Below are 23,993 nucleotides of genomic sequence, written 5' to 3' on the forward strand. Positions count from 1 at the left end.
CGCCGCAGCCCGCGCATGGCCCTGTTCCCCGCCTCCGCGCTGCAGCCGGGCGTGCGCAAGCGCGAGGTGTTCGGCTGGGCGATGTACGACTTCGCCAACTCGGGCTACACCACCGTCGTCATCACGGCTGTGTTCGCCGCCTACTTCGTGGGCGGCATCGCCAAAGGCGCACCATGGGCCGCCTTCGCGTGGACGGCGGCGCTCAGTACCTCCTATGCCATCGTGATGCTCACGATGCCCGCCATTGGCGCATGGGCCGACATGCGCGCGGCAAAAAAGCGCGTGCTGGTTCTCGCGACCCTGGGCTGCGTCTTCGCGACGGCTGCGCTCGCCGTCACGCCCAGCTTCTCCGGCACCGGCGGCGTCGCGCTCGCGATGGCGCTGATCATCGTCTCCAACGCCTTCTATTCCTACGGCGAGTCCCTCACGGGTGCCTTCCTGCCCGAGCTGGCGACGGCCGAAGGCATGGGCAAGGTGAGCGGATGGGGCTGGGCCTTTGGCTATGTGGGCGGCATGCTGGCGCTGGGCATCTGTCTGGCTTACGTTTTGTGGTCCCAATCCAAGGGGCTGCCGGCGGCGCACTTCGTGCCGGTCACGATGCTGATCACTGCAGCCATCTATGGCTTCGCCGCATGCGCCACCTTCGCACTGCTGCCCGAGCGCGCACAGCCCCGCGCCGCCGGCAACGAGCAGGGCGCCTGGCAGCAGCTGCTCGCCACCTACCGTCAGGCGCGCGCGTATCGCGACTTCATGTGGCTGCTGGCCTGCACCGTCTGCTACCAGGGCGGCGTGGCGGTGGCCATCACGCTTGCCGCCATCTACGCGGAGCAGGTGATCGGCTTCGTGGCAAGCGAGACCATGGTGCTGATCTTCGTGCTCAACATCGCGGCTTCACTCGGTGCCTTCGGCTTCGGCTATGTGCAGGACCGCATCGGCCACAAGGTCTCGCTGGCCGGCACGCTCGTCGCGTGGATCGCTGTCTGCGTGATCGCAGCGCTGGTCACCACCAAGGGCGGCTTCTGGTGGGCCGCGACCATCGCGGGGCTGGCCATGGGATCGAGCCAGTCGGCCGGCCGCGCGATGACGGGCTACCTGGCGCCGCCGAAGCAGCTCGCCGAGTTCTTCGGGCTGTGGACCTTCGCCACGCGGCTGGCGAGCATCGTCGGTCCGCTGAGCTTCGGCGCCATCACCTGGATGACCGGCGGCAACCAGCGAATCGCGATTCTTTCGACCACGGTGCTGTTCGTGGCGGGGCTGTTGCTGCTGCTCCCTATCGACATGCAGCGCGGCCGCCAGGCCGCGCTGCGCGCCTCCTCCTGACGGCCGGCAATCAGGGCAGCTTGTCGCCGAACAGGCTGCGGTTGGTCAGCGGCCAGCCGACTTCCGGTGCGTAGCGCACCGTCCAGTTCGCCGGGTTCTTCACGCGGGCCGCGAAGGCCGCCAGGTCCGAACGGTCCAGCGAGCCGGTGTAGATCGCGTTGGTCTGGTTGGCGGGGCTCGCCGTAAAGCTGAAGGCGGTGCCGGCCGTCGTGACTGCATCGGGAATGGTGCCGGCGGTGCCACCCAGCGTGATGGTCGCGAGGTAGTCGCCGACGGCGGTGATTTGCCCGGCCACGCCGTCGCCCAGGCCGGCGATGCTGCCTCCCGAGATGGCATAGACGGTCTCCGACTTGCCGATGCCGCCCGGCGACCCGAGCGTGAAGCCCTTGTCCGCGACCGGATTGCCCGTCACGTCGGTCTGGATGGTCACGATGGTGCCGGCCGGCAGGTTGCGGTCGGCGGTCCAGAAGAAGGCCGTCTCGTTGGTGATGCCGGTGAACTCGTTCGTGCCTGATTTGCGGTCGCGGTCGGTGAAGAGCACCTTCGTGCCGCCGTTCACCGCCTTCAGCAGCACGAAGGCGTAAGCGTCGGGCGCCTCGGCGTTGGCGGCCATGAAGAGCAGGTCGCCGGCGGCGAGCGCCGTGGCGCCGTCGGTCGTGGTGAAGCTCAGCTGCGTCGCGTCGCTGATGCCGGCGAAGGCGTTGCCGGCGGGATCGGTGATCGCGTTGGCGTCGATGGTGACGTAGTAGCCGCTGCTGGCCGCCAGCGGCGCCGTCGGCACCAGCTTCAGCTTGTTGAAGGCCACCTGCAGGCGGCTGGTCGGGCTGTTGGCGTGGAAGGTCTCGACCACGCTGCCGTCGGCCTTGTGCAGAACGATGCTGCCCGAGCCCAGGCGCACGGCTTCGTTGAACGACAGCGCGATCGAGGCGTCGAGATTCACGCCCACGAGGCCGGCCAACGATGCCTTTTTCAGCTTCGGCGCGGTGGTGTCCACCAGCGGCGAGCCCAGGCGCACCACGAAGCCGTCGAACTTCTGGTCGCCGGGAGGCAGGTCCTTCGAGGCGGTGCTGCCGTCCCACTTGGTGTCGCCGTTGTCCAGCAGCAGCTGGACTTCCGTGCCGGGCTTCACAGGGCCCGGCACCTCGACTGCGGATTCGAAGCTGCCGCCGGTGTCCTTGGCCAGTGCATCGAGGTTGTTCGACAGCTCGACCGGCGCGCTGTTCGGGTTGCCGTCCCACGCGAAGAGCGCAAAGTTGCGATCCACGTCCGGGCTTGCGGCACCCGCGGGGCCGGCGACGATCAGGTAGTTGCCGTCGGTGCCCTTGTCGATCGAGCGGATTCCGCGGCCGCCCAGTTCGAGCTCGATGGGTGCGCCGAAGGTGGCCTGCGTAGCGGTGCCCGCGACCAGCGCGGCGTAGTTCTGCACCGGCACGATCAGCGCCTTGGAGCGCACCGTGGTGCCCGTCTGCGGCGCGCGGAAGCCGAGCCACAGCGCGGTGTCGCCCGGCGAGCTGGTCATGCCTTCGATGGAGAAGCCGTCGACGCGCTCGGGCACGATGCCCGCCGCGGCCGACACCGCAAAGCCGAAGCGGTTCGCGCCGAGGCCGTGCGCGTTGCCGGAGTCCCAGGCGACGAGCTGCGCTTCAAGCAGCGAGAACTGGCCGACATAGCTGAATGCGGTGTCGGCACCCGTGCCGGTGACCTTGACCGCGAACAGGTGCGAGCGGTCGGCCGCCGCATCGGCGCCGTCCTTCTTGTTGCTGTTGGAGCCGGTGAAGTACAGCGTGTCGCCGACGCGGGTGCCGGCCTCAAGATCGAGCTCCTTGGTGAGCTTGGGGCCTTCGAGCTCGTAGCTCCATTCCTTCACCGCGGCGCCGCCGCCGCGCGGGTAGACGCGCAGCACGTTCGACTCGTCGTCCGCCACGATCATGAAGTTGCCGGGCAGGGCGAGGGCGGTCGATGCGTCGGAAGAACCTTCGGTGGTGCCTGCATTGGGCGTGAATCGCGCCTTGGAGACGAGCTGGTCGGGCTCAGGCTGCGCTGCGGGCGGTTGTGCCGGCGGCTGCGTGGCCGGCGGCGTGGTGCTCGCGGGCGGAAGGAGGCCGATCGGACCGGAGCCGCCACCGCCGCCTCCGCAGGCACTCAGTGCCAGCGCGAGCGCACCGGCGAGCATCAGGGGCTTGAAGGGAATGCGGGCTTGGGGAAGATAGTTCATTGTGCGCGGCAATACTTTTTGACAAACCGCGCATGCTGGTACTTTTGTGTGACGGCCCGGTGAAAAAGCGGGCTCGAATCAGGTTCCCGTCAGGGGACTTGCTGCTGGAGCGACTTGGGCACCTTGAAGCGCTCGCCGTCGTAGCGCAGCGTGATGGTGTTGAATTTCGGAGGCAGGGACTTCTCGACGCAGCCCTGGTCTTCCTGCTCCTGTGCGCGGCTTTGCAGCAGCGTGCGCGACAACTGCAGGTCGGCGAGGCCGTTGCTGCTGCCCTTGCCGACCGAGAGCATGGTGCGCAGCTTCTCGAAGTGCCCGGTGCAGGTCGAATCCCATCCGCCGTGGTCGTGGTCGAGTTCGATCTCCTGCAGCACCTGGCGCAGCTGCTTGCCGTGGTGCACGTACAGCCGCACCGTTTCGCTCGCCAGCGGGCTGCCGGGCCCGTTGCTGCCCCTGTAGCGCACGCGCAGGCCGAAGGCGCGCGCCTCCGAAGACAGCACATAGCGCGAGGTGTCGATGCGGATGTCCTGGATCGACGTGGTGGCGTCCTCGTCGAGCGCCTCGGGCTGCAGCAGCCGGCCGATGACGGTGTCGCGGTCGGTGTTGCCGTTGTCGGGGCGCTGGATCAGCAGGATCTCGAGATCGAAGACCTTGGCGCCCCGGTCGGTGGTTTCGCGCGGCATCGGCAGCACCACGATGCTGCGCCCCGGAAAGGCCGGCCACACCTTGCAGGCCGCGAGCCGCTCGTCGAGCTGGCGGTGGGGGTGCAGCTTTGCATGCATGCGCTCGGCAAGGCCGCTTTCGCAGGCCGCGTGGCTCAGGCCGGCGGCCGCAAGGCCCAGGAAGAAGAGGGCGGCGTGGCGCAGCAGCGGCAGGCGCATGGCTCGGTTCAGGCTGTGGCGGTTGCCGAAAGCCCGAGCCACCTGGCGGCCGCGGCTTCGAGCACGGCGACATCGCCGCTGCTCTGCAGCAGGAGGTTGCCAGCGGCTCCGGTGCCATCGGCGAGCCGCCCCGCCGATGCGAGCAGGCGCCGCGTCTGCTGCGCGACCGGCACCCCCGTGTCGATGAAGCGCAGCGTCGCCGGCGCATGCTTGCCCAGTTCTTCCTTCACCAGCGGATAGTGGGTGCAGCCGAGCACCACCGTGTCGACCTCGCCGGGCCCGTCGCCGAAGGGGCCGGCCTCGGCCATGTAGCGCTCGCTCAGCGCCGCGATGCCGTCCGAGTCGAAGCCCTCGATCGCCTTCACTAGGCCGTCGCAGGGCACGGGCCGGACGTCGGCCGATCCCGCGAAGGAAGCGCGCAGGTTCGCGTACTTGGCGCTGGCCAGGGTGCCCCGCGTGGCCAGCACCGAGATGTGCCCCGTGCGGCTCGAAGCCACGGCAGGCTTGAGGCCGGGCTCCAGCCCGACGATCGGCAGGTCGGGGTGATCGGCCCGAAGCAGGTGGATGGCGGCGGTGGTGGCCGTGTTGCAGGCCACCACCAGCGCCTTGATTCCGTGCTCGCGCAGCAGGTGTTCGACCACCGCGCGCGAGCGCTCGATCACGTAGGCGTCTCCGCGTTCGCCGTAGGGCGCATAGGCCGTGTCGGCGAAGTAGACGAAGTTCTCGTGCGGGAGTTCGGCCCTCAGCGCGGCCAGCACGCTGAGCCCGCCCACGCCGCTGTCGAAGACGCCTACGTTGTTCAAGCTTCTTCCATCATGATGGTCTTGAACTCGCCCGTGGCGATGCGCTTCTGCCACTCGGCCGGGCCGGTGATGTGCGCGCTGGTGCCGCCGGCGTCGACCGCCACCGTCACGGGCATGTCGACCACGTCGAATTCATAGATGGCTTCCATGCCCAGGTCCTCGAAGCCCACCACCTTGGCGGTCTTGATGGCCTTGCTGACCAGGTAGGCGGCGCCGCCCACGGCCATGAGGTAGGCGCTCTTGTGCTTCTTGATGGCCTCGATGGCGACAGGGCCGCGCTCGGCCTTGCCGATCATGGCGATCAGGCCCGTCTGCGCCAGCATCATCTCGGTGAAGCCGTCCATGCGGGTGGCGGTGGTCGGGCCTGCGGGGCCGACGGCCTCGTCCTTCACCGGATCGACCGGGCCGACGTAGTAGATGACGCGGTTGGTGAAATCCACCGGCAGCTTCTCGCCCTTGGCCAGCATGCCCTGGATGCGCTTGTGCGCGGCGTCGCGGCCGGTGAGCATCTTGCCGTTGAGCAGCAGCGTGTCGCCCGGCTTCCAGCTCGCCACTTCGGCGGGGGTGAGCTTGTCGAGGTCGACGCGCTTGCTCTTCTTCTCGTCGGGAGCCCAGTTCACCTCGGGCCAAAGGTCGAGCGAGGGCGCCTCGAGGTAGACCGGGCCGCTGCCGTCCATCGTGAAGTGCGCGTGGCGCGTGGCCGCGCAGTTGGGGATCATCGCCACGGGCTTGCTCGCCGCGTGCGTGGGGTACATCTGGATCTTGACGTCCAGCACGGTGGCCAGGCCGCCCAGGCCCTGTGCGCCGATGCCCAGCGCATTCACCTTCTCGTACAGCTCGACGCGCAGCGCCTCGACCTTGCTCAGTTCGGCGCCGGAGTTCTTCTTGGCCAGCAGCTCGTGCATGTCGAGGTCGTCCATCAGGCTTTCCTTGGCCATCAGCGCCGCCTTCTCGGCCGTGCCGCCGATGCCGATGCCCAGCATGCCCGGCGGGCACCAGCCGGCGCCCATGGTGGGCACGGTCTTCAGCACCCAGTCGACCACGCTGTCGCCGGGGTTCAGCATGACCAGCTTGCTCTTGTTCTCGCTGCCGCCGCCCTTGGCGGCCACGGTGACTTCAAGTTTGTCGCCCGGCACGATCTCCGTGAAGATCACCGCGGGCGTGTTGTCCCTGGTGTTCTTGCGGTCGAACTGCGGGTCGGCCACGACCGAGGCGCGCAGCGTGTTGTCGGGGTGGTTGTAGCCGCGGCGCACGCCTTCGTTGATGGCGTCGTCCAGGCTGCCGGTGAAGCCGCCCCAGCGCACGTCCATGCCCACCTTGAGGAACACGTTGACGATGCCGGTGTCCTGGCAGATCGGGCGCTGGCCGGTCGCGCTCATCTTGCTGTTGGTCAGGATCTGCGCGATCGCGTCCTTGGCAGCGGGGCTCTGCTCGCGCTCGTAGGCGCGGGCCAGGTGGGCGATGTAGTCGGCGGGGTGGTAGTAGCTGATGTACTGCAGCGCGGCGCTGATCGATTCGATCAGGTCGGCCTGCTGGATCGTGGTCGTCATGGTGGGGGGCTTTTTAGGAATGTGAAACGCCCCCCGATTATCTCAGCCGCCGCGCCTGCCCCGCTTACCGTGCCGCTTCCCGGGCCTGCTCCACCCAGCCGTCGAAGAGCTGCCGGTGCGCCCGGATCCACCCGTCGGCGTGGCGCTCCACGTCCTGCTGGGAGTTGGCGCCCTGGCTCATGCGCAGGTTCTGGGCGTTGATGTCGCCGATCGGCAGCTTCATCACCTCGAACAGCTTCGCGGCGGCCGGGTTCTTCTCGACGAAGGCGTGGTTGGCGACGATCCGCTCATCGTTGGCCTGGAAGCCGTAGTTCCTGCCGTTGGGCAGCTGCGTGTCGACGTTGCCGCCGTCGCCTTGCGAGGACGAGAACGGCACCTGCAGCCACACCACGTCCTTGCCGGGACGCAGCACGGCGCTGACCCAGTACGGCGTCCACGTGTAGTAGAGCACCGGCTTGTCCTGCCTGAATCGCGCGATGGTGTCGGCCATCAGCGCGGCGTAGCTGCCTTGCCGGTGGCTGACTGTGTCGCGCAGCTGGTAGGCCGTGAGGTGGTTCTCGATGGCGAGCTCGCAGCCCCAGCCGGGGTTGCAGCCCGTGAGATCGGCCTTGCCGTCGCCGTCGATGTCGAACAGCTTCGCGATGGCCGGATCCTTCAGCTGCGCGATGTTCGTGATGCCGTACTGCTCGGCCGTCTTGCGGTCGATCAGGTAGCCCTGCACCGCGCCTTCGGAATACACGCCCTTGCGCCACAGCTTGGCGTCGCCGCCGCTGTTCCTGTAGAAGTCGGCGTGCAGCAGGCTCCAGTGGTGGGCCATGAAGGTGGCGTCGCCGTTGGCGATGGCCAGGTGCTCGGTGGCGGGCTCCAGGTCCTTCATGGGCTCCACGGTGTAGCCGAGCTTCTCGAGCGCGCGCATCACCAGCAACGTCTGGAAGGCTTCCTCGGCGAGCGAGCTCTTCAGCGGCTGCACGGTGACGCCCTTGCCGGGCAGATCGTTGGCGGCTTGCGCCGCCATGCCGCTGGCCACGAAGGCCAGGGCCAGCAGGCCGCGTGCGATGAATCTGGTCTTCTCGTTCATGTGGCGGGTTCCTCCGTTCATTGCGCCTGGGCCGAAAGAGCGGGCGCGGGCTCGGCGTTCGAGCGGCCCGGTGCCACAGCACGCTGCAGCATCCGCAGCGCAAGGCCCACCGGGCCGGTGTGCCACCAGCGGCGGCCGGCGCTGCGGCGCGACTTGCCCATGGCCTGCGTCAGGCGGTCCAGCGAGATCGCCAGCAGCACGATGCCCAGGCCGCCCACGGTCGCCAGGCCCATGTCGAGCCGGCCGATGCCGCGCAGCACCATCTGGCCGAGGCCGCCCACGGCGATCATCGAGGCGATGACCACCATCGACAGCGACAGCATCAGCGCCTGGTTGATGCCCGCCATGATCGACGGCATGGCCAGCGGCAGCTGCACCTTCACCAGCATCTGCCAAGGCGAGGCGCCGTAGGCGCGCGCGGCCTCGATCAGGTCGGGGCGCACCTGGCGCAGGCCGAGGTTGGTCAGGCGCACCAGCGGCGCCAGCGCGAAGACGATGGTCACGATCACGCCCGGCACGTTGCCGATGCCGAACAGCATCACGACCGGCACCAGGTACACGAATGCCGGCGTGGTCTGCATCGCGTCGAGCACCGGGCGCATCACGCGCTGCGCGCGGTCGCTGCTGGCCAGCAGCACGCCCAGTGGCAGGCCCACGGCCATGCAGAACACCAGCGAGGTCAGCACCAGCGACAGCGTCACCATCGCCTCGGGCCAGATGCCCAGCATGGCCACCAGCAGCAGCGCCACCGTGGTGCCGATGGCCAGCGCGCGGCCGGCGAACTGCCAGGCCAGCAGGCCGATGAGCGCGATCATCGCCAGCGTGGGCAGGCCGGTGAGCAGCCCCTGGATCCAGTTCAGCGTGCCGTCGATGGGCAGGCGCACGGTCTGGAAGAAGGGGCGGAAGTGCTCGACCACCCAGCCCAGGCCGCTGTTGATCCAGGATTCGACGGGCAGCGAGCCATCCCACAGGCGGTGCAGCTGCAGGCCGCCGGCGGCATCGGCGTTGCCGGCGAGCTGATGGGCACCATCGAGCGGCGCGGGGGCGTCGAGCCAGGCGCTGGTTGCGGAGCCGTCGGGCGCGGCCGACAGGGCTTCCCACGGGTCGATCGGCGTGGGCGTCGCGAGCGCGGTCGATGCGTCGTTCATCGGCGCGAGTTCGGAGGGCAGTGCGGTGTCGTTCATCTGTTGTTCCTTCGAGTTCGTTCAGGCGGCGTTGGCTGAGACAACGGCGGCCACGGGTTGCTGCGGCTGGTGTGCCGGGTCGATGGGCGGCGTGTCGCGGTCGAGGAACTTCAGCAGCGTCGTCTTGCTGATCGCGCCGCAGAAGCGGCCGTCGGCCGCCACCACCGGCATCGCGCACGGCGCCTGGGCCACCTGGCCGAAGAGGCCGGCCACGGGCGCATCGGCGTCGATCGTGCCGAGGTCGTTCAGGAACGCGTGGCGCAGGCCCAGAGGGCCGGAATGGCCGTCGAGCGCGGCGCGCAGCGTGTCGGCCGACACGGTGCCCAGGTAGCGCCTGTTCGGGCTGGTGACGTAGGCGAAGTCGCGGTCCTGGTCTTCCAGCTGCTTGAGCGCCGCGCGCGCGCCGCGCTCAGGGTGCTCGCAGACCACGGTGAGCTGCTTGCGCGCGATGTCGCCGGCCTTGAACACGGCCGCCGCGTCCACGCCGCGCACGAAGCTGCGCACGTAGTCGTTGGCGGGGCTGCGCAGGATCTCATCGGGCGTGCCGACCTGGATCACCTGGCCGTCCTTCATGATCGCGATGCGGTCGCCGATGCGCATCGCCTCGTCGAGGTCGTGCGAGATGAAGACGATGGTGCGGCGCTGCTCCTGCTGCAGGCGCAGCAGCTCCGACTGCATCTCGGTGCGGATGATCGGATCCAGCGCCGAGAAGGCCTCGTCCATCAGCAGGATCGACGGATCGGAGGCCAGCGCGCGCGCCAGACCCACGCGCTGCTGCATGCCGCCGGAGAGCTCGTCGGGGTAGCTGTCGCCCCAGCCCGCCAGGCCCACCTGCGCGAGCGCCTTGTCGGCCTGCGCGAGGCGCTCCTTCTTGCCGGTGCCCGAGAGTTCGAGGCCGAAGGCGGTGTTCTCGCGCACCGTCATGTGCGGCATCAGCGCGAACGACTGGAACACCATGCTGATGTCCTTGCGGCGCAGCGCGCGCAGGCGGGCGTCGGAGTGCTCGTTGATGTCGGCGCCGTCGATCACGATGCGCCCGGCGGTCGGCTCGATCAGCCGGTTCAGCAGGCGCACCAGCGTCGACTTGCCCGAGCCCGAGAGGCCCATGATGACGAAGATTTCTCCGGCCTGGATCTCGAAGGTGGCGTCGAACACGCCGATCGACTGGCCGGTGCGCGCCAGGATCTCCTTCTTCGAAAGTCCTTGCCGGACCAGCTCCAGTGCTTGTTCGGGCTCGTCGCCGAACACCTTGAAGACATGGTCGATGAGAATTCCTTTGGCCATACGTCGGGGCTCTCCTTGGGTGAAGGGTTGACTGTGGGTTGGCCGTTCCCGAAGGAGCGGCGCAGCCACGTCCCGGCCCATCGCATCGATGGGCGGCCGGCAGGCACTGAAGACGACAGGGCGACGAAGCCAGTGCCCGCCGGATGCTTCATTCGCAGCGCGACGGGCCTGGTCGAGGGGCGCCGACTGGAAGAGCGTGACGTGGCAATGGAGCCGGAAAGATCCGGCCGGTTTGCCGGGCATGGCCCGGCGGGAGCACCTTGCACCGCGACGGGATTCGGAGATCCGCGAGTAGTGAAGGCTTGACCAACGCCGTCATCATCATGACTTGTTGGTCGTCAGAAGCTATCGATTATAACTTTTCGACATGATGCGGTCAACCTCGGAGGCGATGCGGCGCCGTCGGAGGCGATGCAATGACCACGTCAGATGAGAGCCACTCTCATTGGGGCGATACTGCGAAGGCGCCGGAAGGCGGCGCGACTTTTCATGATCCTGCGGAGCTTTTTCTCATGACGACTTCCCCCAAGACCCGTGCCGAGCGCGATACCTTCGGACCGATCGACGTGCCGGCCGACAAGCTGTGGGGCGCGCAGACCCAGCGCTCGCTGCAGAACTTCGACATCTCCGGCGAGCAGCAGCCGCGCGAGATCATCAAGGCGCTGGCCCAGGTCAAGCGCGCTTCCGCCGTGGTCAACCACGCGCTGGGCCTGCAGGACGAGAAGAAGACGAACGCCATCGTGGCCGCGGCCGACGAAGTCATCGCCGGCAAGCACCCGGGCGAGTTTCCGCTGGTGGTCTGGCAGACCGGCTCGGGCACGCAGACCAACATGAACGTCAACGAGGTGCTGGCCAACCGCGCCAGCGAGATCCTCGGCGGCGAGCGCGGCGAAGGCCGCCTCGTTCACCCCAACGACGACGTGAACCGCAGCCAGTCGAGCAACGACGTGTTCCCCACGGCGATGCACGTGGCGGCCGTCGAGGCCATCACCCACAAGCTGCTGCCGGCCATCGCCAAGCTGCGCGGCACGCTGGAGCAGAAGTCCAAGGACTTCGCCGACATCGTGAAGATCGGCCGCACCCACCTGCAGGACGCCACGCCGCTCACGCTGGGCCAGGAGTTCTCGGGCTACGTGGCGCAGCTCGCGCACGGCGAGGCGCATGTGCGCGCCGCGCTGCCGCACCTGTGCGAACTGGCGCTGGGCGGTACGGCCGTCGGCACCGGTCTCAACGCGCCCAAGGGCTATGCGCAGCAGGTAGCGGCCGAGCTGGCGAAGCTCACCGGCCTGCCTTTCGTGACCGCGCCCAACAAGTTCGAGGCCATGGCCAGCGTCGATGCGCTGGTGCATGCGCACGGCGCGCTGAAGACGCTGGCCGCCAGCATGAACAAGATCGCCAACGACGTGCGCTGGCTCGCCAGCGGCCCGCGCAGCGGCATCGGCGAACTGAGCATTCCCGAGAACGAACCCGGCTCGTCGATCATGCCGGGCAAGGTCAACCCGACGCAGAGCGAGGCCGTGACGATGCTGGCCGCGCAGGTGTTCGGCAACGACGTGGCCATCAACATCGGCGGCGCCTCGGGCAACTTCGAGCTGAACGTGTTCCGTCCGATGGTTGCGCACAACTTCCTGCAGAGCGTGCGCCTGCTGGCCGACGGTATGGTGAGCTTCAACGACCACTGCGCCGTGGGCATCGAGCCCAACCGCGAGCGCATCACCGAGCTGGTGCAGCGTTCGCTGATGCTGGTGACGGCGCTCAACACCCACATCGGCTACGACAAGGCCGCCTTCATCGCCAAGAAGGCGCACAAGGAGGGCACCAGCCTGCGCGAGGCGGCGATCGCATCGGGCCACCTGACGGCCGAGCAGTTCGACCAGTGGGTGGTGCCGGAGAACATGACCGGGCGTTGATTCGGCCGGCTCAAACAAAAAAGGACCCGCGAGGGTCCTTTTTTGCTGCCTGCCGCTCAATATCCAATGGTGTAGCGCTGGCGGGAATGAGCGGGCTTTTCCAGCTCGTCGATGAACGCGATCGCGTAGTCCGCGAAGCTGATCCAGCTGCGGCCTTCGGCGCTCACGAGCAGGTCGTCCTTGCCCAGGCGGAACTTGCCGGTGCGCTCGCCTTCGACGAACTCGGCGGAGGGCGAGAGGAAGGTCCAGTCCAGGTCCTTCTCGTTGCGCAGCGTGTCGAGGAACACGCCACCGGCCGACGCTTCGGCACGGTACGCATCGGGGAAGTTCGGCGTGTCGATGACCTTCAGCCCGGGCGCCGCGAACAGGCTGCCCGCGCCGCCGACCACCAGCAGGCGCTTCACGCCGGCGCGCTTTGTCGGCTCGATGATGGCCGCGGGCGGCACGGTGGCGAAATGCGCGGCGCTGAACACGGCGTCGTGGCCGGCCAGGGCCTTCTCCAGCGCAGCGCCGTCGAGCACGTCGAGGTCGATGGCCTTCACGTTGGCGCGGCCCGCCAGCTTGGCGCTGGCCTTGCGCGCGATGGCGGTGACGGTATGGCCGCGGCGCAGGGCCTCTTCGAGAAGCTGGCTGCCGGCGCGTCCGGTGGCGCCGATGATGGCGATGTGGCTCATGGTGACTCCTGTGAAAGATCGGAAGGATCGATAGATCGGGTTGGGATGAAGCGAATCTTAGGTTTCTGGTTTCGAAAGAAATACCTCGATTTGCGCGCTTGTTTATTCCTAAAATCGTTCGAATGGATCGATTGAATGCAATGCGCGTGTTCGTCACCGTGGTCGATTCGGGCAGTCTTTCGGCCGCTGCCGACAAGCTCGACATGTCCCGCCCGGTCGTCACGCGCTATGTCGCCGAACTGGAGCAATGGACCGGCGCGCGCCTGCTGCACCGCACGACGCGCCGCCTGAGCCTTACGGCGGCCGGCGAGGAACTGCTGCCGCGCTGCCGCCAGGTTCTCGAGCTCACCGGCGACATGCAGGCCGCGGTGCGCCATCCGGCCGAGGCACCGCGCGGGCAGCTTCGAATCACCACCGGCACATCGTTCGCGCAGGCGCAGCTTGCCGATGCGATCGCGGATTACGTGCGGCTCTATCCGGCCGTGATGGTCGACCTGGTGCTGCTCGACCGCACCGTGAACCTCGTCGACGAGCGCATCGACCTGGCGATCCGCACGGCGGCCGAGATCGATCCCAACCTCATCGCCCGTCGGCTCACGACCTGCCGCTCCGTGGTGTGCGCCTCGCCGGTCTATCTGGCCCGGCACGGGCATCCGCAGCGCGTGGACGAGCTGGCGCAGCGCAACTGCCTCACGCATTCCTACTTCGGCCGCAGCCTCTGGAACTTCACGCGAAAGAGCGACGGCGAGCCGGTGTCGGTCGCAGTCGATGGGAACGTGTCGGCCAACGACGCGGTCAGTCTGATGTCGCTGGCAGCCGCCGGCGCGGGCATCGCGATGCTGCCGACCTACCTGACCGCGGAGCGGGTGAATGGCGGGGAACTGGTGCCGCTCTTTCCCGATTTCGAGCCGCAGGTGGTGGGCATGTACGCGGTCTACGCCTCGCGCAAGCACATGCCGGCCACGCTGCGCACGATGCTCGACTTTCTTGCCGAGCGCTTCACCGACCCGCCCGCCTGGGACATTGCATCGCAGGCAGGCCAGGGCCGGGGCTAGAAGAGGTCAGTGCGGGTCTGCCGGCGGATGGGCGGGCGCCATCAACCGGTCGGTGTAGGCGATGGCCATCGCCGAGAACAGGAACGCGATGTGGATCACGGTCTGCGCGATCAGCACGCGGTCGGTGTAGTTGTCGGCGTTGATGAAGGTCTTCAGCAGGTGGATCGAACTGATGCCGATGATGGCCGTGGCCAGCTTCACCTTGAGCACCGAGGCGTTCACGTGGCTCAGCCACTCGGGCTGGTCGCGGTGGCCTTCGAGGTCCATGCGGCTCACAAAGGTCTCGTAGCCGCCAACGATCACCATGATGAGCAGGTTGGAGATCATCACCACGTCGATGAGCGCGAGCACCACGAGCATGATGACCGTCTCGTTGAGCGTGCCCACGGGGGCCGTGGTCTTGTAGCCGATGCTGGTGATCAGCGCCTGCAGCGCCTCCTTGGAGCCGAAGGCGGCCTCCACCAGGTGCAGCAGCTCGACCAGGAAGTGCACCACGTACACCGCCTGCGCCACGATCAGGCCCAGGTACAGCGGCAGCTGCAGCCAGCGGCTCGCGAAGATCAGCTTGGGCAGGGGGCGAAGCGGCGAACCACGGCGCGGTACGGGCGGGTTCCGGGTGTCGAAAGGGTCGGGAGCAGACATCTGCAGTGCGGTTGTGGAGGACCGGGAATTCTAGGGGCGTCCCGGTGACGCACTCGTGATAACCCCGAGAGGGCCATCGAACAGGCTCTAACATGGCAACCGTCAGTGACCCGTAAGTGGGCCCGCCGACATTACGGCCGCACCCATCCTGGAGACAAAGAGCATGAGCAGCAGCGCATCGAAGAACATTGAATCCGTCCTGGTCGAGAACCGCGTCTTCCCGCCGGACGCCCGCGCCACGCAGGGCGCGCGCATTTCCGGCATGGCCGCCTACGAGGCCCTGTGCAAGGAAGCCGAGCAGGACTTCGAGGGTTTCTGGACCCGCCTGGCGAAGGACAACCTGAACTGGACCAAGCCCTTCACCAAGACGCTCGACGAATCGAACGCGCCGTTCTACCAGTGGTTCGGCGACGGCGAGCTCAACGCCAGCGCCAACTGCCTCGACAGGCACATCGGCACCCCGGTCGAGAACAAGACCGCCATCGTCTTCGAGGCCGACGATGGCACCGTCACCAAGGTCAGCTACAAGGAGTTGCTCGCCCGCGTGAGCCAGTTCGCCAACGCGCTCAAGGCGCGCGGCATCAAGAAGGGCGACCGCGTCATCGTCTACATGCCGATGACCGTCGAGGGCGTCGTCGCCATGCAGGCCTGCGCGCGCATCGGCGCCACCCACAGCGTGGTGTTCGGCGGCTTCTCTGCCAAGGCGCTGCAGGAGCGCATCATCGACGCGGGCGCGGTGGCGGTCATCACGGCCAACTACCAGCTGCGCGGCGGCAAGGAACTGCCGCTGAAGGCCATCGTGGACGACGGCATCGCGCTGGGCGGCTGCGAGTCGATCAAGACCGTGTTCGTGTACGAGCGCACGCCCACCGCATGGAACCGCGTCGAGGGCCGCGACATCACATTCGCCGAGGCGCTGAAGGGGCAGGGCACCGAATGCGCGCCCGTGCCGGTCAACGCCGAGCATCCGCTCTTCATCCTCTACACCTCGGGCTCCACCGGCAAGCCCAAGGGCGTGCAGCACGCCACCGGAGGCTATCTGCTGTGGGCGAAGCTCACGATGGACTGGACCTTCGACATCCGCCCCGAAGACGTGTTCTGGTGCACCGCCGACATCGGCTGGATCACCGGCCACACCTACGTCGCCTACGGCCCGCTCGCGGCCGGCGCCACGCAGGTGGTGTTCGAGGGCATCCCGACCTTCCCGCACGCGGGCCGCTTCTGGCAAATGATCGAGAAGCACAAGGTCAGTGTGTTCTACACGGCGCCCACCGCGATCCGCTCGCTCATCAAGGCGGCCGACGGTGACGAGAAGGTGCATCCGAAGAACTGGGATCTCACCAGCCTGCGCATCCTCGGCTCGGTCGGCGAGCCGATCAATCCCGAAGCGTGGATGTGGTACCACCGCAATGTGGGCGGCGAGCGCTGCCCCATCGTCGACACCTTCTGGCAGACCGAGACCGGCGGCCACGTCATCACACCGCTGCCGGGCGCCACGCCGCTGGTGCCGGGCTCGTGCACGCTGCCTCTGCCGGGCATCATGGCCGCCATCGTCGACGAGACGGGCAAGGACCTGCCCAACGGCGCGGGCGGCATGCTGGTCATCAAGCGGCCCTGGCCTTCGATGATCCGCACGATCTGGAACGACCCCGAGCGCTTCAAGAAGAGCTACTTCCCCGAGGAGATGGGCGGCACGATCTACCTCGCCGGCGATGGCGCGGTGCGCAGCGCCGACCGCGGCTACTTCCGCATCACCGGCCGCATCGACGATGTGCTGAACGTGTCGGGCCACCGCCTGGGCACGATGGAGATCGAATCGGCGCTGGTCGCCAAGACCGACCTGGTGGCAGAAGCCGCCGTGGTGGGCCGCCCCGACGACGTGACCGGCGAGGCCGTGTGCGCCTTCGTCGTGCTCAAGCGCGCGCGCCCGACCGGAGAGGAAGCCAAGCAGATCGCCAACGAACTGCGCAACTGGGTCGCCAAGGAAATCGGCCCGATCGCCAAGCCCAAGGACATCCGCTTCGGCGACAACCTGCCCAAGACCCGCAGCGGCAAGATCATGCGGCGCCTGCTGCGCAGCATCGCCAAGGGCGAGGCGATCACGCAGGACACATCGACGCTGGAGAACCCTGCGATCCTGGAGCAGTTGTCGCAGACGAACTGATCCGGGATCCGGCCGCAGGCCGGTGCGTGCGAAGAGCACGCGAGCAGGTGAAGACGGCACTCATATCGCGCAGCGATGTGATGTGCCGGCAGAACCCTGCGATCCTGGAGCAGTTGTCGCAGACGAACTGATCCGGGATCCGGCCGCAGGCCGGTGCGTGCGAAGAGCACGCGAGCAGGTGAAGACGGCACTCATATCGCGCAGCGATGTGATGTGCCGGCAGAACCCTGCGATCCTGGAGCAGTTGTCGCAGACGAACTGATCCGGGATCCGGCCGCAGGCCGGTGCGTGCGAAGAGCACGCGAGCAGGTGAAGACGGCACTCATATCGCGCAGCGATGTGATGTGCCGGCAGAACCCTGCGATCCTGGAGCAGTTGTCGCAGACGAACTGACCAGCAGTGCATTAGTGCTGTAGGACATGGCCGTTTATGCGGCCATTTGCGCCGAACGTGGCTCTTCGCTGAGGTAAAACCATCGGATCACCGCGCGCCTCGAAGCGCGCGGGTTCCAGATGTGTTCGATCTTTCCGAAGGAGGCCTGCAATGGGCGTGAGATCCGCTTTTCTTTTTGTCGTCGTGCTGCTGATCGTGGCGCTTGCCGCGCTCAACTGGGGCACGCTGTCCACGCCCACCGACGTGTGGCTGGGCTTCATGACCGTCTCGGCCCCGCTGGGCCTCATCATGCTGGGGCTGACCGCAGTGCTGGCGGCCTTCTTCCTCGTCTATGTGCTGTACCTGCACAGCTCGGTGCTGATCGACGCCAAGCGCCACACCAAGGAAATGCAAGTCCAGCGCGACCTGGCCGACAAGGCGGAAGCTTCGCGCTTCACCGAGCTGCGCAACTTCCTGGAGGCGCAGGAGAACAAGCACATGGCGCAGAACGCCGATCGCCAGACGGCGATCCTGGCGCGGCTGGAGCAGCTCGAGACGGCGATCCGGCTGCGCTCGGACCAGACCGACAACACCATGGCCGCGCACATCGGCCAGCTCGAGGACCGCATCGAGCGCCGTCCGGTGCCCGCGGACATCAATCCGCAGGCCTGAGCTTTCCGGGGCTTACTTCGTCGACAGCACCCAGGCCGCGAGCTTCTTCGCGTCGGCTTCGCTGACCTGGTTGTTCGCCGGCATCGGCACCGGGCCCCACACGCCGGAGCCGCCCTTCATGATCTTGCTGGCGAGGGTGTCGACGGCACCCTTGTCGTCCTTGTACTTGGCGGCCACGTCCTTGAACGAGGGGCCGAGCACCTTGCGCTCGACCGCGTGGCAGCTCATGCAGTTCTTCGAGGTCGCCAGCGCCAGGTCGGCGAAGGCGGGCGCGGCGAGTGCGGTGAGGCCGAGGCCCAGGACTGCCGGCAGCAAGACTCTTTTCATGGGGTGTAATTGTTAAAGGCTGAGTTACATTCGACTCAACGCGATTGTAGGTAGCGCCGTGCACGGCGCCGGAAGCGTTGCCAATACAACCCTGAGGGATTCGCGATGTGGTTTCTGGGATTGGGCCTGCTTGCTCTGGCCCTCAAGTATTTCGAGATCGGCATGGTCGCCACATGGAGCTGGTGGATCGTGCTGTCGCCGTTCGCGATGGCCGTGGCATGGTGGGCCTGGGCCGATTCGTCGGGCTATACCAAGCGCAAGGTCGTCGAACGTGAAAACCGGCGCCGGCAGGAGCGCATCGACCGGCAGAAGACCAACATGGGCATGAAGACCAGCAACGGGCAGCGCCCGCGCCGCTGAGCCTTTTCCTTCGCCGTCTGCCGAAGTCCCCGCACCGCATGCACCGCGCTGACGTGCCATGGACGAGGAAGCCACCACCCGCGCGCTGATCGTCTTCGGGCTTTCGCTGCTTCTCGGCCCGGCCATCGGCGGGCTCGTGGGGTGGCGCAGGAACTTCTTCTGGGGTGTGGGCGTGGGCGCCTTGCTCATCGGCTGCGCCGGCCTTTACGGCGCGGCCTCGCTGGGCTGGAACCGCTACCAGTCGATCGCCGGCACCGCCAGTGTGCAGGGCAGCCTCGTCGAGTTCGTGGACGAGCAGAGCAAGGACAGCAAGGGCCGCGTCACAGTCTCGCGCGCGCCGGTCGTCGAATACGTCACGCCCGATGGCCGGAAGCGCCGCGTCAAGGGCCTTGGCGGCGGCCTTGCGGACAAGGAATGGGGCGACCCGGTCGAAGTGCGCTACCGCGTGGCCGACCCCGCGCAGGCACTGGTGGCCGATTTCCAGAACATGTGGGGCGGCGTCTGGGGGCTCGGCATCTTCGGTGCCTTTCCCATGATGTTCGGCCTGTTCTTCATCGGCATGGCGCGCAGGGAGGCGCGCGAGAAACAGGGCGCTTACGTGCGGCCGGAGTTGCGCGAACCCACCCCTGGCCAGAAGCGCTGGCGTACGCGCGGCACCGTGCTCGCCAACCTGGTCTTCCTGGCCGGCTTCGCGCTCGTGTTCCTCTATCCGGACCCGAGCCCGATGAAGCAGTTCGGTGCCGGCTTCATCACCATCGGCGCCGGCGCGATCCTGCACTTTCTGGTGCAGAGCCTGCCGCCGGCGATGGATTTCCAGTCGCGCAGCATCCTCGCCATCGTGGGCCTGGGCTTTCTGGCCTTCGGCTACGGCGCGTGGATGATGGCTGCTTGAGCGAGCGATCTCAGAACTTGTCGAGCACTGCGCCCGAGCTCGCGCTCGATGCGTTGAACGCGAATTTCGCCTGCACGCCGCGCGTGTAGCGCGGAGCCGGCGCCTTCCAGCCTTCGCGGCGCTTGGCGATCTCGGCTTCGGGCACGTTCAGTTCGAGCTTGAGCTGGTGTGCGTCGATGGTGATCGAGTCGCCCTCGTTCACGAAGGCGATGGTGCCGCCGGCAGCCGCCTCGGGCGCGACGTGGCCCACCACCATGCCCCAGGTGCCGCCGGAGAAGCGGCCGTCGGTGATGAGGCCGACGCTCTCGCCGAGGCCCGCGCCGATCAGCGCGCCGGTCGGCGCCAGCATCTCTGGCATGCCCGGGCCGCCCTTGGGGCCGAGGTAGCGCAGCACCATCACGTCGCCGGCCTTGATCTTGCCGTCGAGAATCGCCTTGAGCGCCGACTGCTCGTCGTCGAACACGCGCGCCGGGCCGGTGATGACCGGGTTCTTCAGGCCGGTGATCTTGGCGACTGCGCCTTCGGGCGACAGGTTGCCCTTCAGGATCGCGAGGTGGCCTTCTTCGTACATCGGGTTGTCGATGGTGCGGATCACGTCCTGGTCGGCGCGCGGCACGTCCGGCACGTCCTTCAGCACCTCGGCGATGGTCTGGCCGCTGATGGTGATGCAGTCGCCGTGCAGCAGGCCCGCGTTCAGCAGCACCTTCATCACCTGCGGAATGCCACCGGCCTGGTGCAGGTCGACCGCGAGGTACTTGCCCGAGGGCTTCAGGTCGCAGATCACCGGGACCTTCTTGCGCATGCGCTCGAAGTCGTCGATGGACCAGTCCACGCCCGCCGCATGCGCGATTGCCAGGAAGTGCAGCACCGCGTTGGTCGAGCCGCCCGTGGCCATGATGACGGCCACGGCGTTCTCGATGGCCTTCTTGGTCACGATGTCGCGCGGCTTCAGGTCCTTCTTGATTGCCTCGATCAGCACCTTGGCCGATTCCTTGGCCGAGTTCTGCTTCTCGTCATGCGGGTTCGCCATGGTCGACGAGTAGGGCAGCGACATGCCCAGCGCCTCGAAGGCGCTCGACATGGTGTTGGCGGTGTACATGCCGCCGCACGAGCCGGTGCCGGGAATGGCGCGCTTCTCGATTTCCTTCAGGTCCTCGTCGCTCATGTTGCCGGCGGCGTTTTGGCCCACGGCCTCGAACACGCTGACGATGTTGAGATCCTGGCCCTTGTACTTGCCGGGGAGGATGGTGCCGCCGTAGACGTAGATGGCGGGCACGTTGGCGCGCAGCATGCCCATCATGCCGCCGGGCATGTTCTTGTCGCAGCCGCCGACCACCAGCACGCCGTCCATCCACTGGCCGCCCACGCAGGTCTCGATGCAGTCGGAGATGACTTCGCGGCTCACCAGCGAGTACTTCATGCCCTCGGTGCCCATGGCCATGCCGTCGGAGATGGTGGGGGTGCCGAACACCTGCGCGTTGCCGCCGGCTTCCTCGATGCCGGCGATGGCCGCGTCGGCCAGCTTCTGCAGGCCCGAGTTGCAGGGCGTGATGGTGCTGTGGCCGTTGGCGACGCCGACCATCGGCTTCTTGAAGTCGCCTTCCTCGTAGCCCATGGCGTAGAACATCGAGCGGTTGGGGGCGCGGCTCTTGCCTTCGACGATGTTGGCGCTGCGGCGGTTGATCTGGATTGGCTTGGTGTCCATGGTGTCTCTTCTGTCGTGGGGAGATCGGGTGGGGGTCCAAGTATCGGACTTCTGATTGATTGCTTCCAATCCATTTTCAATTGCAGATTGATATGCTCGGCATATGAATGAAGCCCTCATCGACCTGCGCGCCTGGCGCCAGTTCGTCGCCGTGGCCGAAGAGCTGCACTTCGGCCGCGCCGCGCAGCGGCTGCACATGACGCAGCCGCCGGTCACGCAGGCCATCGCGCAGCTCGAGAAGACGCTCGGCGTGGTGCTGTTCGACCGCACCCGCCGGCGCGTGGCGCTCACGCCGGCGGGCGAGGCGCTGCTGCCCGACGTGCGGGAGCTGCTGGCGCGCGCCGCAGCGCTGCCCGCAAGGGCCCGTGCCGCGGCGGCGGGGCAGGTCGGGCGCGTGCGCATCGGCTTCGTCTCGACGGTGGGCTTCGAGCAACTCCCCGCCTGGGTGCGCGAATTCCGCGTGCTGTGCCCCGAGGTGGCGCTGGAGCTGGTCGAGGCCACCGGCGACGTGCAGCTCGAGGCCTTCGCGCGCGGCGAGATCGACGCCGGCCTGATGCTGCATTCGCCCGGTGCCGCGCCGCCGGGCCTGGCGCGCCTCGCCGTGTCCCAGGAGCCGCTGGTGCTGGCCCTGCCCGAGCGTCACCCGCTGGCGCGCACCGACCGGCTGCTGCTGGCCGACGTGCTCGCCGAGCCCCTGGTGATCTTTCCGCGCCGCATCGTGCCTTCGCTGCACGATGCCATCTTCGACCTTTACCACGCGGCCGGCCGCACGCCGCAGCTCGGGCAGGAAGCGATACAGATGCAGACCATCGTGAACCTCGTCTCGGGTGGCATCGGCGTGGCCTGGGTGCCCGAGAGCGTCACGCAGTTCCGTCGGGCGGGCGTGGTGTATCGCCGCGCCGAGGAGTTCGTGCCGGCCGCGCGGCGGCGCAGCGCGCCGGAGTTGCCCGGGTGCGAAACCAGCCTGGTGTGGCCCGAGGGCGCGGCCAACCCGGCGCTCGAACGCTTCGTCGCCTTCGTGCGCGAGCGGGGAGCGGAGCCGAAGCGGCGCGACGAGGTCTAGCGGGCCTTGCGTGCGCGTCCGCCGGTGGGTTGGGCCGGCTTGTCGAGCGCATCGGCCAGCACCGTTTCGAGCCAACCCACGAAAGCCTGCATGCGCCGCGACAGGTTGCGCCGGTGCGGGTACACCAGCTGCACGGGCAGCGGCTCGGCGCGCGCGTCGGGCAGCACTTCGACCAGTTCGCCGGCCGCGAGGTGTTCGCGCACGTCGTAGGCCGGGATCTGGATCAGGCCCAGCCCCGCCAGCGCGCAGGCGATGTAGGTCTCGGCGTTGTTCGCCGCCACCTGGCTGCGCATGCGCAGGGTGGAGGTCTCGCCGTCGCGCAGCCATTCCCATGGCGCGGCCCGGCCGCTGGTCGGCGAGGCGTAGTTGACGGCCACGTGCTCCGGCAGGTCGGCCGGCGTGCGCGGCGTGCCGTGGCGCTCCAGGTAGGCGGAGCTCGCGCAGTTGATGAGTGTGAAGTGGCCGAGCGGCCGCGCCACGAGGCTGCTGTTGGCCAGCGGGCCGACGCGCAGTGCGCAGTCGATGCCTTCGAGCACGAGATCGACGGCGCGGTCGCTGGAGCCGAGTTCGAGCTCGATGGCCGGATGGAGCGCGAAGAAGTCCGGCAGCGCCGGTGCGATCAGGCGCCGCGCGATGCGGCTGGGCACGTCGACCTTCAGGCGTCCGCTGACCTGGCCGCGCGCGGGCAGGAACTGCTGCTCCATGTCCTCCATGTCGGCCACCAGCGCACGGGCGCGCTCCAGCATCACCTCACCATCGGGCGTGAGGCCGACGCGGCGCGTGGTCCGGTGCAGCAGGCGCGAGCCGAGGCGGGTTTCGAGCTGCTGCACCGCCGTGGAGACGCTGGCGCGCGGCAGGCCCAGGCGGTCGGCGGCGCGCGTGAAGCTGCCGGTTTCGGCCACGCGAACGAAGACCTGGAGGAGGTCGATGCGGTCCATGGAAGAAGAACGAATTGTTCGTGAAATCATGAACAGTCTAGCCTCGGATGGCCTATTTATCAGTTCGAAGCCGATCAATAGACTGGCCGCTCCAGTCACGCATCCACGCTTCAACCAAGGAGTCCATCCATGTCCGCACGTACGCTCAAGAACAAGGTCGCCGTCATCGCCGGCGGCGGCAAGAACCTCGGCGCCCTCATCGGCCACCAGCTGGTCGACGGCGGCGCCCGGGGCATCGCCATCCACTACAACAGCGACGCCTCGCGCGCCGATGCGGAGAAGACCGCCGCCGAGCTCAAGGCGAAGGGCGCCGACACGCTGCTGGTGCAGGGCGACCTCTCGGTGGTCGAGAACTGCGTCGGCCTGTTCGACAAGGCGGTGAAGCACTTCGGCCAGGTCGACATCGCCATCAATACGGCCGGCGTGGTCATCAAGAAGCCGATCCTCGAGGTCACCGAGGCCGACTACGACAAGAGCTTCGACGCCAACGCCAAGGCTGCCTTCTTCTTCATCCAGCAGGCCGGCCGCGCGATGGCGGACGGCGGCAGCATCGTCACGCTGGTGAGCTCGCTGCTGGCGGCCTACACGCCGTTCTATGCGATCTATCCGGGCTCGAAGGCGGCCGTGGAGCACTACACGCGTGCCGCGTCGAAGGAGTTCGGCGAGCGCGGCATCTCGGTCAACGCCATCGGCCCCGGGCCCATGGACACGCCGTTCTTCTACGGCCAGGAGAGCAAGGAGGCCGTGGAGTACCACAGCAGCGCCGCCGCGCTCAGCAAGTTCTCGAAGAAGGGCCTGACCGACATCGAGGACATCGCGCCCATCGTGCGCTTCCTGGTCACCGAGGGCTGGTGGATCACCGGGCAGACGATCTTCGCGAACGGCGGCTACACCACGCGTTGACCGG

21 protein-coding genes are annotated in these 23,993 nt (G+C 67.7%); 9 read left to right on the forward strand and 12 right to left on the reverse strand.

Annotated elements, in window-relative coordinates; all coding sequences use genetic code 11:
- Positions 1–15: 15 nt before the first annotated feature.
- Entirely contained in the window at positions 16–1,320 is a 1,305-nt protein-coding gene (locus ACAM57_RS13830; protein ID WP_369662052.1) for an MFS transporter, read from the forward strand.
- Positions 1,321–1,330: 10 nt separating this feature from the next.
- Here ACAM57_RS13830 and ACAM57_RS13835 read toward each other — a convergent pair whose 3' ends face one another.
- The 7 genes from ACAM57_RS13835 to proV all read right to left on the reverse strand — a co-directional run bounded on the left by ACAM57_RS13835 (position 1,331) and on the right by proV (position 10,312).
- The gene (locus ACAM57_RS13835) at positions 1,331–3,535 is read right to left on the reverse strand and encodes an Ig-like domain-containing protein (RefSeq protein ID WP_369662053.1); all 2,205 of its coding nucleotides are present in this window, start codon (positions 3,533–3,535) and stop codon (positions 1,331–1,333) included.
- A gap of 89 nt (positions 3,536–3,624) precedes the next feature.
- Positions 3,625–4,413, reverse strand: a complete 789-nt coding sequence (locus ACAM57_RS13840) for a hypothetical protein (protein WP_369662054.1) — start codon at positions 4,411–4,413, stop codon at positions 3,625–3,627.
- A gap of 8 nt (positions 4,414–4,421) precedes the next feature.
- Positions 4,422–5,216 (reverse strand): glutamate racemase, encoded by a 795-nt coding sequence (gene murI / locus ACAM57_RS13845; RefSeq protein ID WP_369662055.1) that lies wholly within the window; start codon positions 5,214–5,216, stop codon positions 4,422–4,424.
- Positions 5,213–6,766, reverse strand: a complete 1,554-nt coding sequence (locus ACAM57_RS13850) for a fumarate hydratase (RefSeq protein ID WP_369662056.1) — start codon at positions 6,764–6,766, stop codon at positions 5,213–5,215. Before ACAM57_RS13850 ends, murI begins: the two co-directional genes overlap by 4 nt.
- 64 nt (positions 6,767–6,830) lie before the next feature.
- Entirely contained in the window at positions 6,831–7,844 is a 1,014-nt protein-coding gene (gene proX, locus ACAM57_RS13855; RefSeq protein ID WP_369662057.1) for a glycine betaine/L-proline ABC transporter substrate-binding protein ProX, read from the reverse strand.
- Between the two features lie 17 nt (positions 7,845–7,861).
- Positions 7,862–9,028, reverse strand: a complete 1,167-nt coding sequence (gene proW, locus ACAM57_RS13860) for a glycine betaine/L-proline ABC transporter permease ProW (protein ID WP_369662058.1) — start codon at positions 9,026–9,028, stop codon at positions 7,862–7,864.
- 21 nt (positions 9,029–9,049) lie between these two features.
- Positions 9,050–10,312: a glycine betaine/L-proline ABC transporter ATP-binding protein ProV gene (proV, locus tag ACAM57_RS13865; RefSeq protein ID WP_126023925.1), complete on the reverse strand. Its 1,263-nt coding sequence runs from the start codon at positions 10,310–10,312 to the stop codon at positions 9,050–9,052.
- Between the two features lie 512 nt (positions 10,313–10,824).
- Between proV and fumC the strand changes: the two genes are divergently transcribed.
- Positions 10,825–12,222, forward strand: coding sequence for a class II fumarate hydratase (gene fumC / locus ACAM57_RS13870; protein ID WP_369662059.1), 1,398 nt, complete (start codon positions 10,825–10,827; stop codon positions 12,220–12,222).
- A gap of 56 nt (positions 12,223–12,278) precedes the next feature.
- Here the strand turns inward: fumC and ACAM57_RS13875 are convergent, their stop codons facing one another.
- Positions 12,279–12,896 (reverse strand): NAD(P)-dependent oxidoreductase, encoded by a 618-nt coding sequence (locus ACAM57_RS13875; protein ID WP_369662060.1) that lies wholly within the window; start codon positions 12,894–12,896, stop codon positions 12,279–12,281.
- A 122-nt stretch (positions 12,897–13,018) separates the two neighbouring features.
- Between ACAM57_RS13875 and ACAM57_RS13880 the strand changes: the two genes are divergently transcribed.
- Positions 13,019–13,951, forward strand: a complete 933-nt coding sequence (locus tag ACAM57_RS13880; protein WP_369662061.1) for a LysR family transcriptional regulator — start codon at positions 13,019–13,021, stop codon at positions 13,949–13,951.
- A 6-nt stretch (positions 13,952–13,957) separates the two neighbouring features.
- On the opposite strand, the gene ACAM57_RS13885 is transcribed toward ACAM57_RS13880, so the two are convergent.
- On the reverse strand, positions 13,958–14,593 hold the full coding sequence (locus ACAM57_RS13885; RefSeq protein WP_126182026.1) for a YqhA family protein: 636 nt from the start codon (positions 14,591–14,593) through the stop codon (positions 13,958–13,960).
- A gap of 163 nt (positions 14,594–14,756) precedes the next feature.
- Here ACAM57_RS13885 and acs point away from each other — a divergent pair, with 163 nt between their 5' ends.
- Complete coding sequence (gene acs / locus ACAM57_RS13890; protein WP_369662062.1) at positions 14,757–16,757, forward strand: acetate--CoA ligase; 2,001 nt, start codon at positions 14,757–14,759, stop codon at positions 16,755–16,757.
- 543 nt (positions 16,758–17,300) lie between these two features.
- Positions 17,301–17,801 (forward strand): LapA family protein, encoded by a 501-nt coding sequence (locus tag ACAM57_RS13895; RefSeq protein ID WP_369662063.1) that lies wholly within the window; start codon positions 17,301–17,303, stop codon positions 17,799–17,801.
- Positions 17,802–17,813: 12 nt separating this feature from the next.
- Here ACAM57_RS13895 and ACAM57_RS13900 read toward each other — a convergent pair whose 3' ends face one another.
- Positions 17,814–18,128, reverse strand: a complete 315-nt coding sequence (locus tag ACAM57_RS13900) for a c-type cytochrome (RefSeq protein ID WP_126023932.1) — start codon at positions 18,126–18,128, stop codon at positions 17,814–17,816.
- A gap of 105 nt (positions 18,129–18,233) precedes the next feature.
- Between ACAM57_RS13900 and ACAM57_RS13905 the strand changes: the two genes are divergently transcribed.
- Entirely contained in the window at positions 18,234–18,488 is a 255-nt protein-coding gene (locus tag ACAM57_RS13905; RefSeq protein WP_126023933.1) for a TIGR04438 family Trp-rich protein, read from the forward strand.
- 58 nt (positions 18,489–18,546) lie between these two features.
- Positions 18,547–19,380, forward strand: a complete 834-nt coding sequence (locus ACAM57_RS13910) for a DUF3592 domain-containing protein (RefSeq protein WP_369662064.1) — start codon at positions 18,547–18,549, stop codon at positions 19,378–19,380.
- Between the two features lie 10 nt (positions 19,381–19,390).
- Here the strand turns inward: ACAM57_RS13910 and ilvD are convergent, their stop codons facing one another.
- Positions 19,391–21,085, reverse strand: a complete 1,695-nt coding sequence (ilvD, locus tag ACAM57_RS13915; protein WP_126023935.1) for a dihydroxy-acid dehydratase — start codon at positions 21,083–21,085, stop codon at positions 19,391–19,393.
- Positions 21,086–21,188: 103 nt separating this feature from the next.
- Here ilvD and ACAM57_RS13920 point away from each other — a divergent pair, with 103 nt between their 5' ends.
- A complete protein-coding gene (locus ACAM57_RS13920; RefSeq protein ID WP_369662065.1) occupies positions 21,189–22,148 on the forward strand; it encodes a LysR family transcriptional regulator in 960 nt (319 codons plus the stop codon).
- On the opposite strand, the gene ACAM57_RS13925 is transcribed toward ACAM57_RS13920, so the two are convergent.
- Positions 22,145–23,086 carry a LysR family transcriptional regulator gene (locus ACAM57_RS13925; RefSeq protein WP_369662066.1) on the reverse strand — a complete coding sequence of 314 codons (942 nt, stop codon included), beginning with the start codon at positions 23,084–23,086 and terminating at the stop codon, positions 22,145–22,147. The genes ACAM57_RS13920 and ACAM57_RS13925 overlap by 4 nt on opposite strands.
- A gap of 129 nt (positions 23,087–23,215) precedes the next feature.
- Between ACAM57_RS13925 and ACAM57_RS13930 the strand changes: the two genes are divergently transcribed.
- A complete protein-coding gene (locus ACAM57_RS13930) occupies positions 23,216–23,989 on the forward strand; it encodes an SDR family oxidoreductase (protein WP_369662067.1) in 774 nt (257 codons plus the stop codon).
- The last annotated feature ends 4 nt before the right edge of the window (positions 23,990–23,993 follow it).

The sequence above is a fragment of the Variovorax sp. V15 genome (assembly GCF_041154425.1).
Lineage (GTDB): Bacteria > Pseudomonadota > Gammaproteobacteria > Burkholderiales > Burkholderiaceae_C > Variovorax > Variovorax guangxiensis.

Coding starts and splice junctions, on each gene's coding strand:
- ACAM57_RS13830 (WP_369662052.1), top strand. CDS start 16: ATGGCCCTGTTCCCCGCCTCCGCGCTGCAGCCGGGCGTGCGCAAGCGC.
- ACAM57_RS13835 (WP_369662053.1), bottom strand. CDS start 3,535: ATGAACTATCTTCCCCAAGCCCGCATTCCCTTCAAGCCCCTGATGCTC.
- ACAM57_RS13840 (WP_369662054.1), bottom strand. CDS start 4,413: ATGCGCCTGCCGCTGCTGCGCCACGCCGCCCTCTTCTTCCTGGGCCTT.
- ACAM57_RS13850 (WP_369662056.1), bottom strand. CDS start 6,766: ATGACGACCACGATCCAGCAGGCCGACCTGATCGAATCGATCAGCGCC.
- proX (WP_369662057.1), bottom strand. CDS start 7,844: ATGAACGAGAAGACCAGATTCATCGCACGCGGCCTGCTGGCCCTGGCC.
- proW (WP_369662058.1), bottom strand. CDS start 9,028: ATGAACGACACCGCACTGCCCTCCGAACTCGCGCCGATGAACGACGCA.
- proV (WP_126023925.1), bottom strand. CDS start 10,312: ATGGCCAAAGGAATTCTCATCGACCATGTCTTCAAGGTGTTCGGCGAC.
- fumC (WP_369662059.1), top strand. CDS start 10,825: ATGACGACTTCCCCCAAGACCCGTGCCGAGCGCGATACCTTCGGACCG.
- ACAM57_RS13875 (WP_369662060.1), bottom strand. CDS start 12,896: ATGAGCCACATCGCCATCATCGGCGCCACCGGACGCGCCGGCAGCCAG.
- ACAM57_RS13880 (WP_369662061.1), top strand. CDS start 13,019: ATGGATCGATTGAATGCAATGCGCGTGTTCGTCACCGTGGTCGATTCG.
- ACAM57_RS13885 (WP_126182026.1), bottom strand. CDS start 14,593: ATGTCTGCTCCCGACCCTTTCGACACCCGGAACCCGCCCGTACCGCGC.
- acs (WP_369662062.1), top strand. CDS start 14,757: ATGAGCAGCAGCGCATCGAAGAACATTGAATCCGTCCTGGTCGAGAAC.
- ACAM57_RS13895 (WP_369662063.1), top strand. CDS start 17,301: ATGGGCGTGAGATCCGCTTTTCTTTTTGTCGTCGTGCTGCTGATCGTG.
- ACAM57_RS13900 (WP_126023932.1), bottom strand. CDS start 18,128: ATGAAAAGAGTCTTGCTGCCGGCAGTCCTGGGCCTCGGCCTCACCGCA.
- ACAM57_RS13905 (WP_126023933.1), top strand. CDS start 18,234: ATGTGGTTTCTGGGATTGGGCCTGCTTGCTCTGGCCCTCAAGTATTTC.
- ACAM57_RS13910 (WP_369662064.1), top strand. CDS start 18,547: ATGGACGAGGAAGCCACCACCCGCGCGCTGATCGTCTTCGGGCTTTCG.
- ilvD (WP_126023935.1), bottom strand. CDS start 21,085: ATGGACACCAAGCCAATCCAGATCAACCGCCGCAGCGCCAACATCGTC.
- ACAM57_RS13920 (WP_369662065.1), top strand. CDS start 21,189: ATGAATGAAGCCCTCATCGACCTGCGCGCCTGGCGCCAGTTCGTCGCC.
- ACAM57_RS13925 (WP_369662066.1), bottom strand. CDS start 23,086: ATGGACCGCATCGACCTCCTCCAGGTCTTCGTTCGCGTGGCCGAAACC.
- ACAM57_RS13930 (WP_369662067.1), top strand. CDS start 23,216: ATGTCCGCACGTACGCTCAAGAACAAGGTCGCCGTCATCGCCGGCGGC.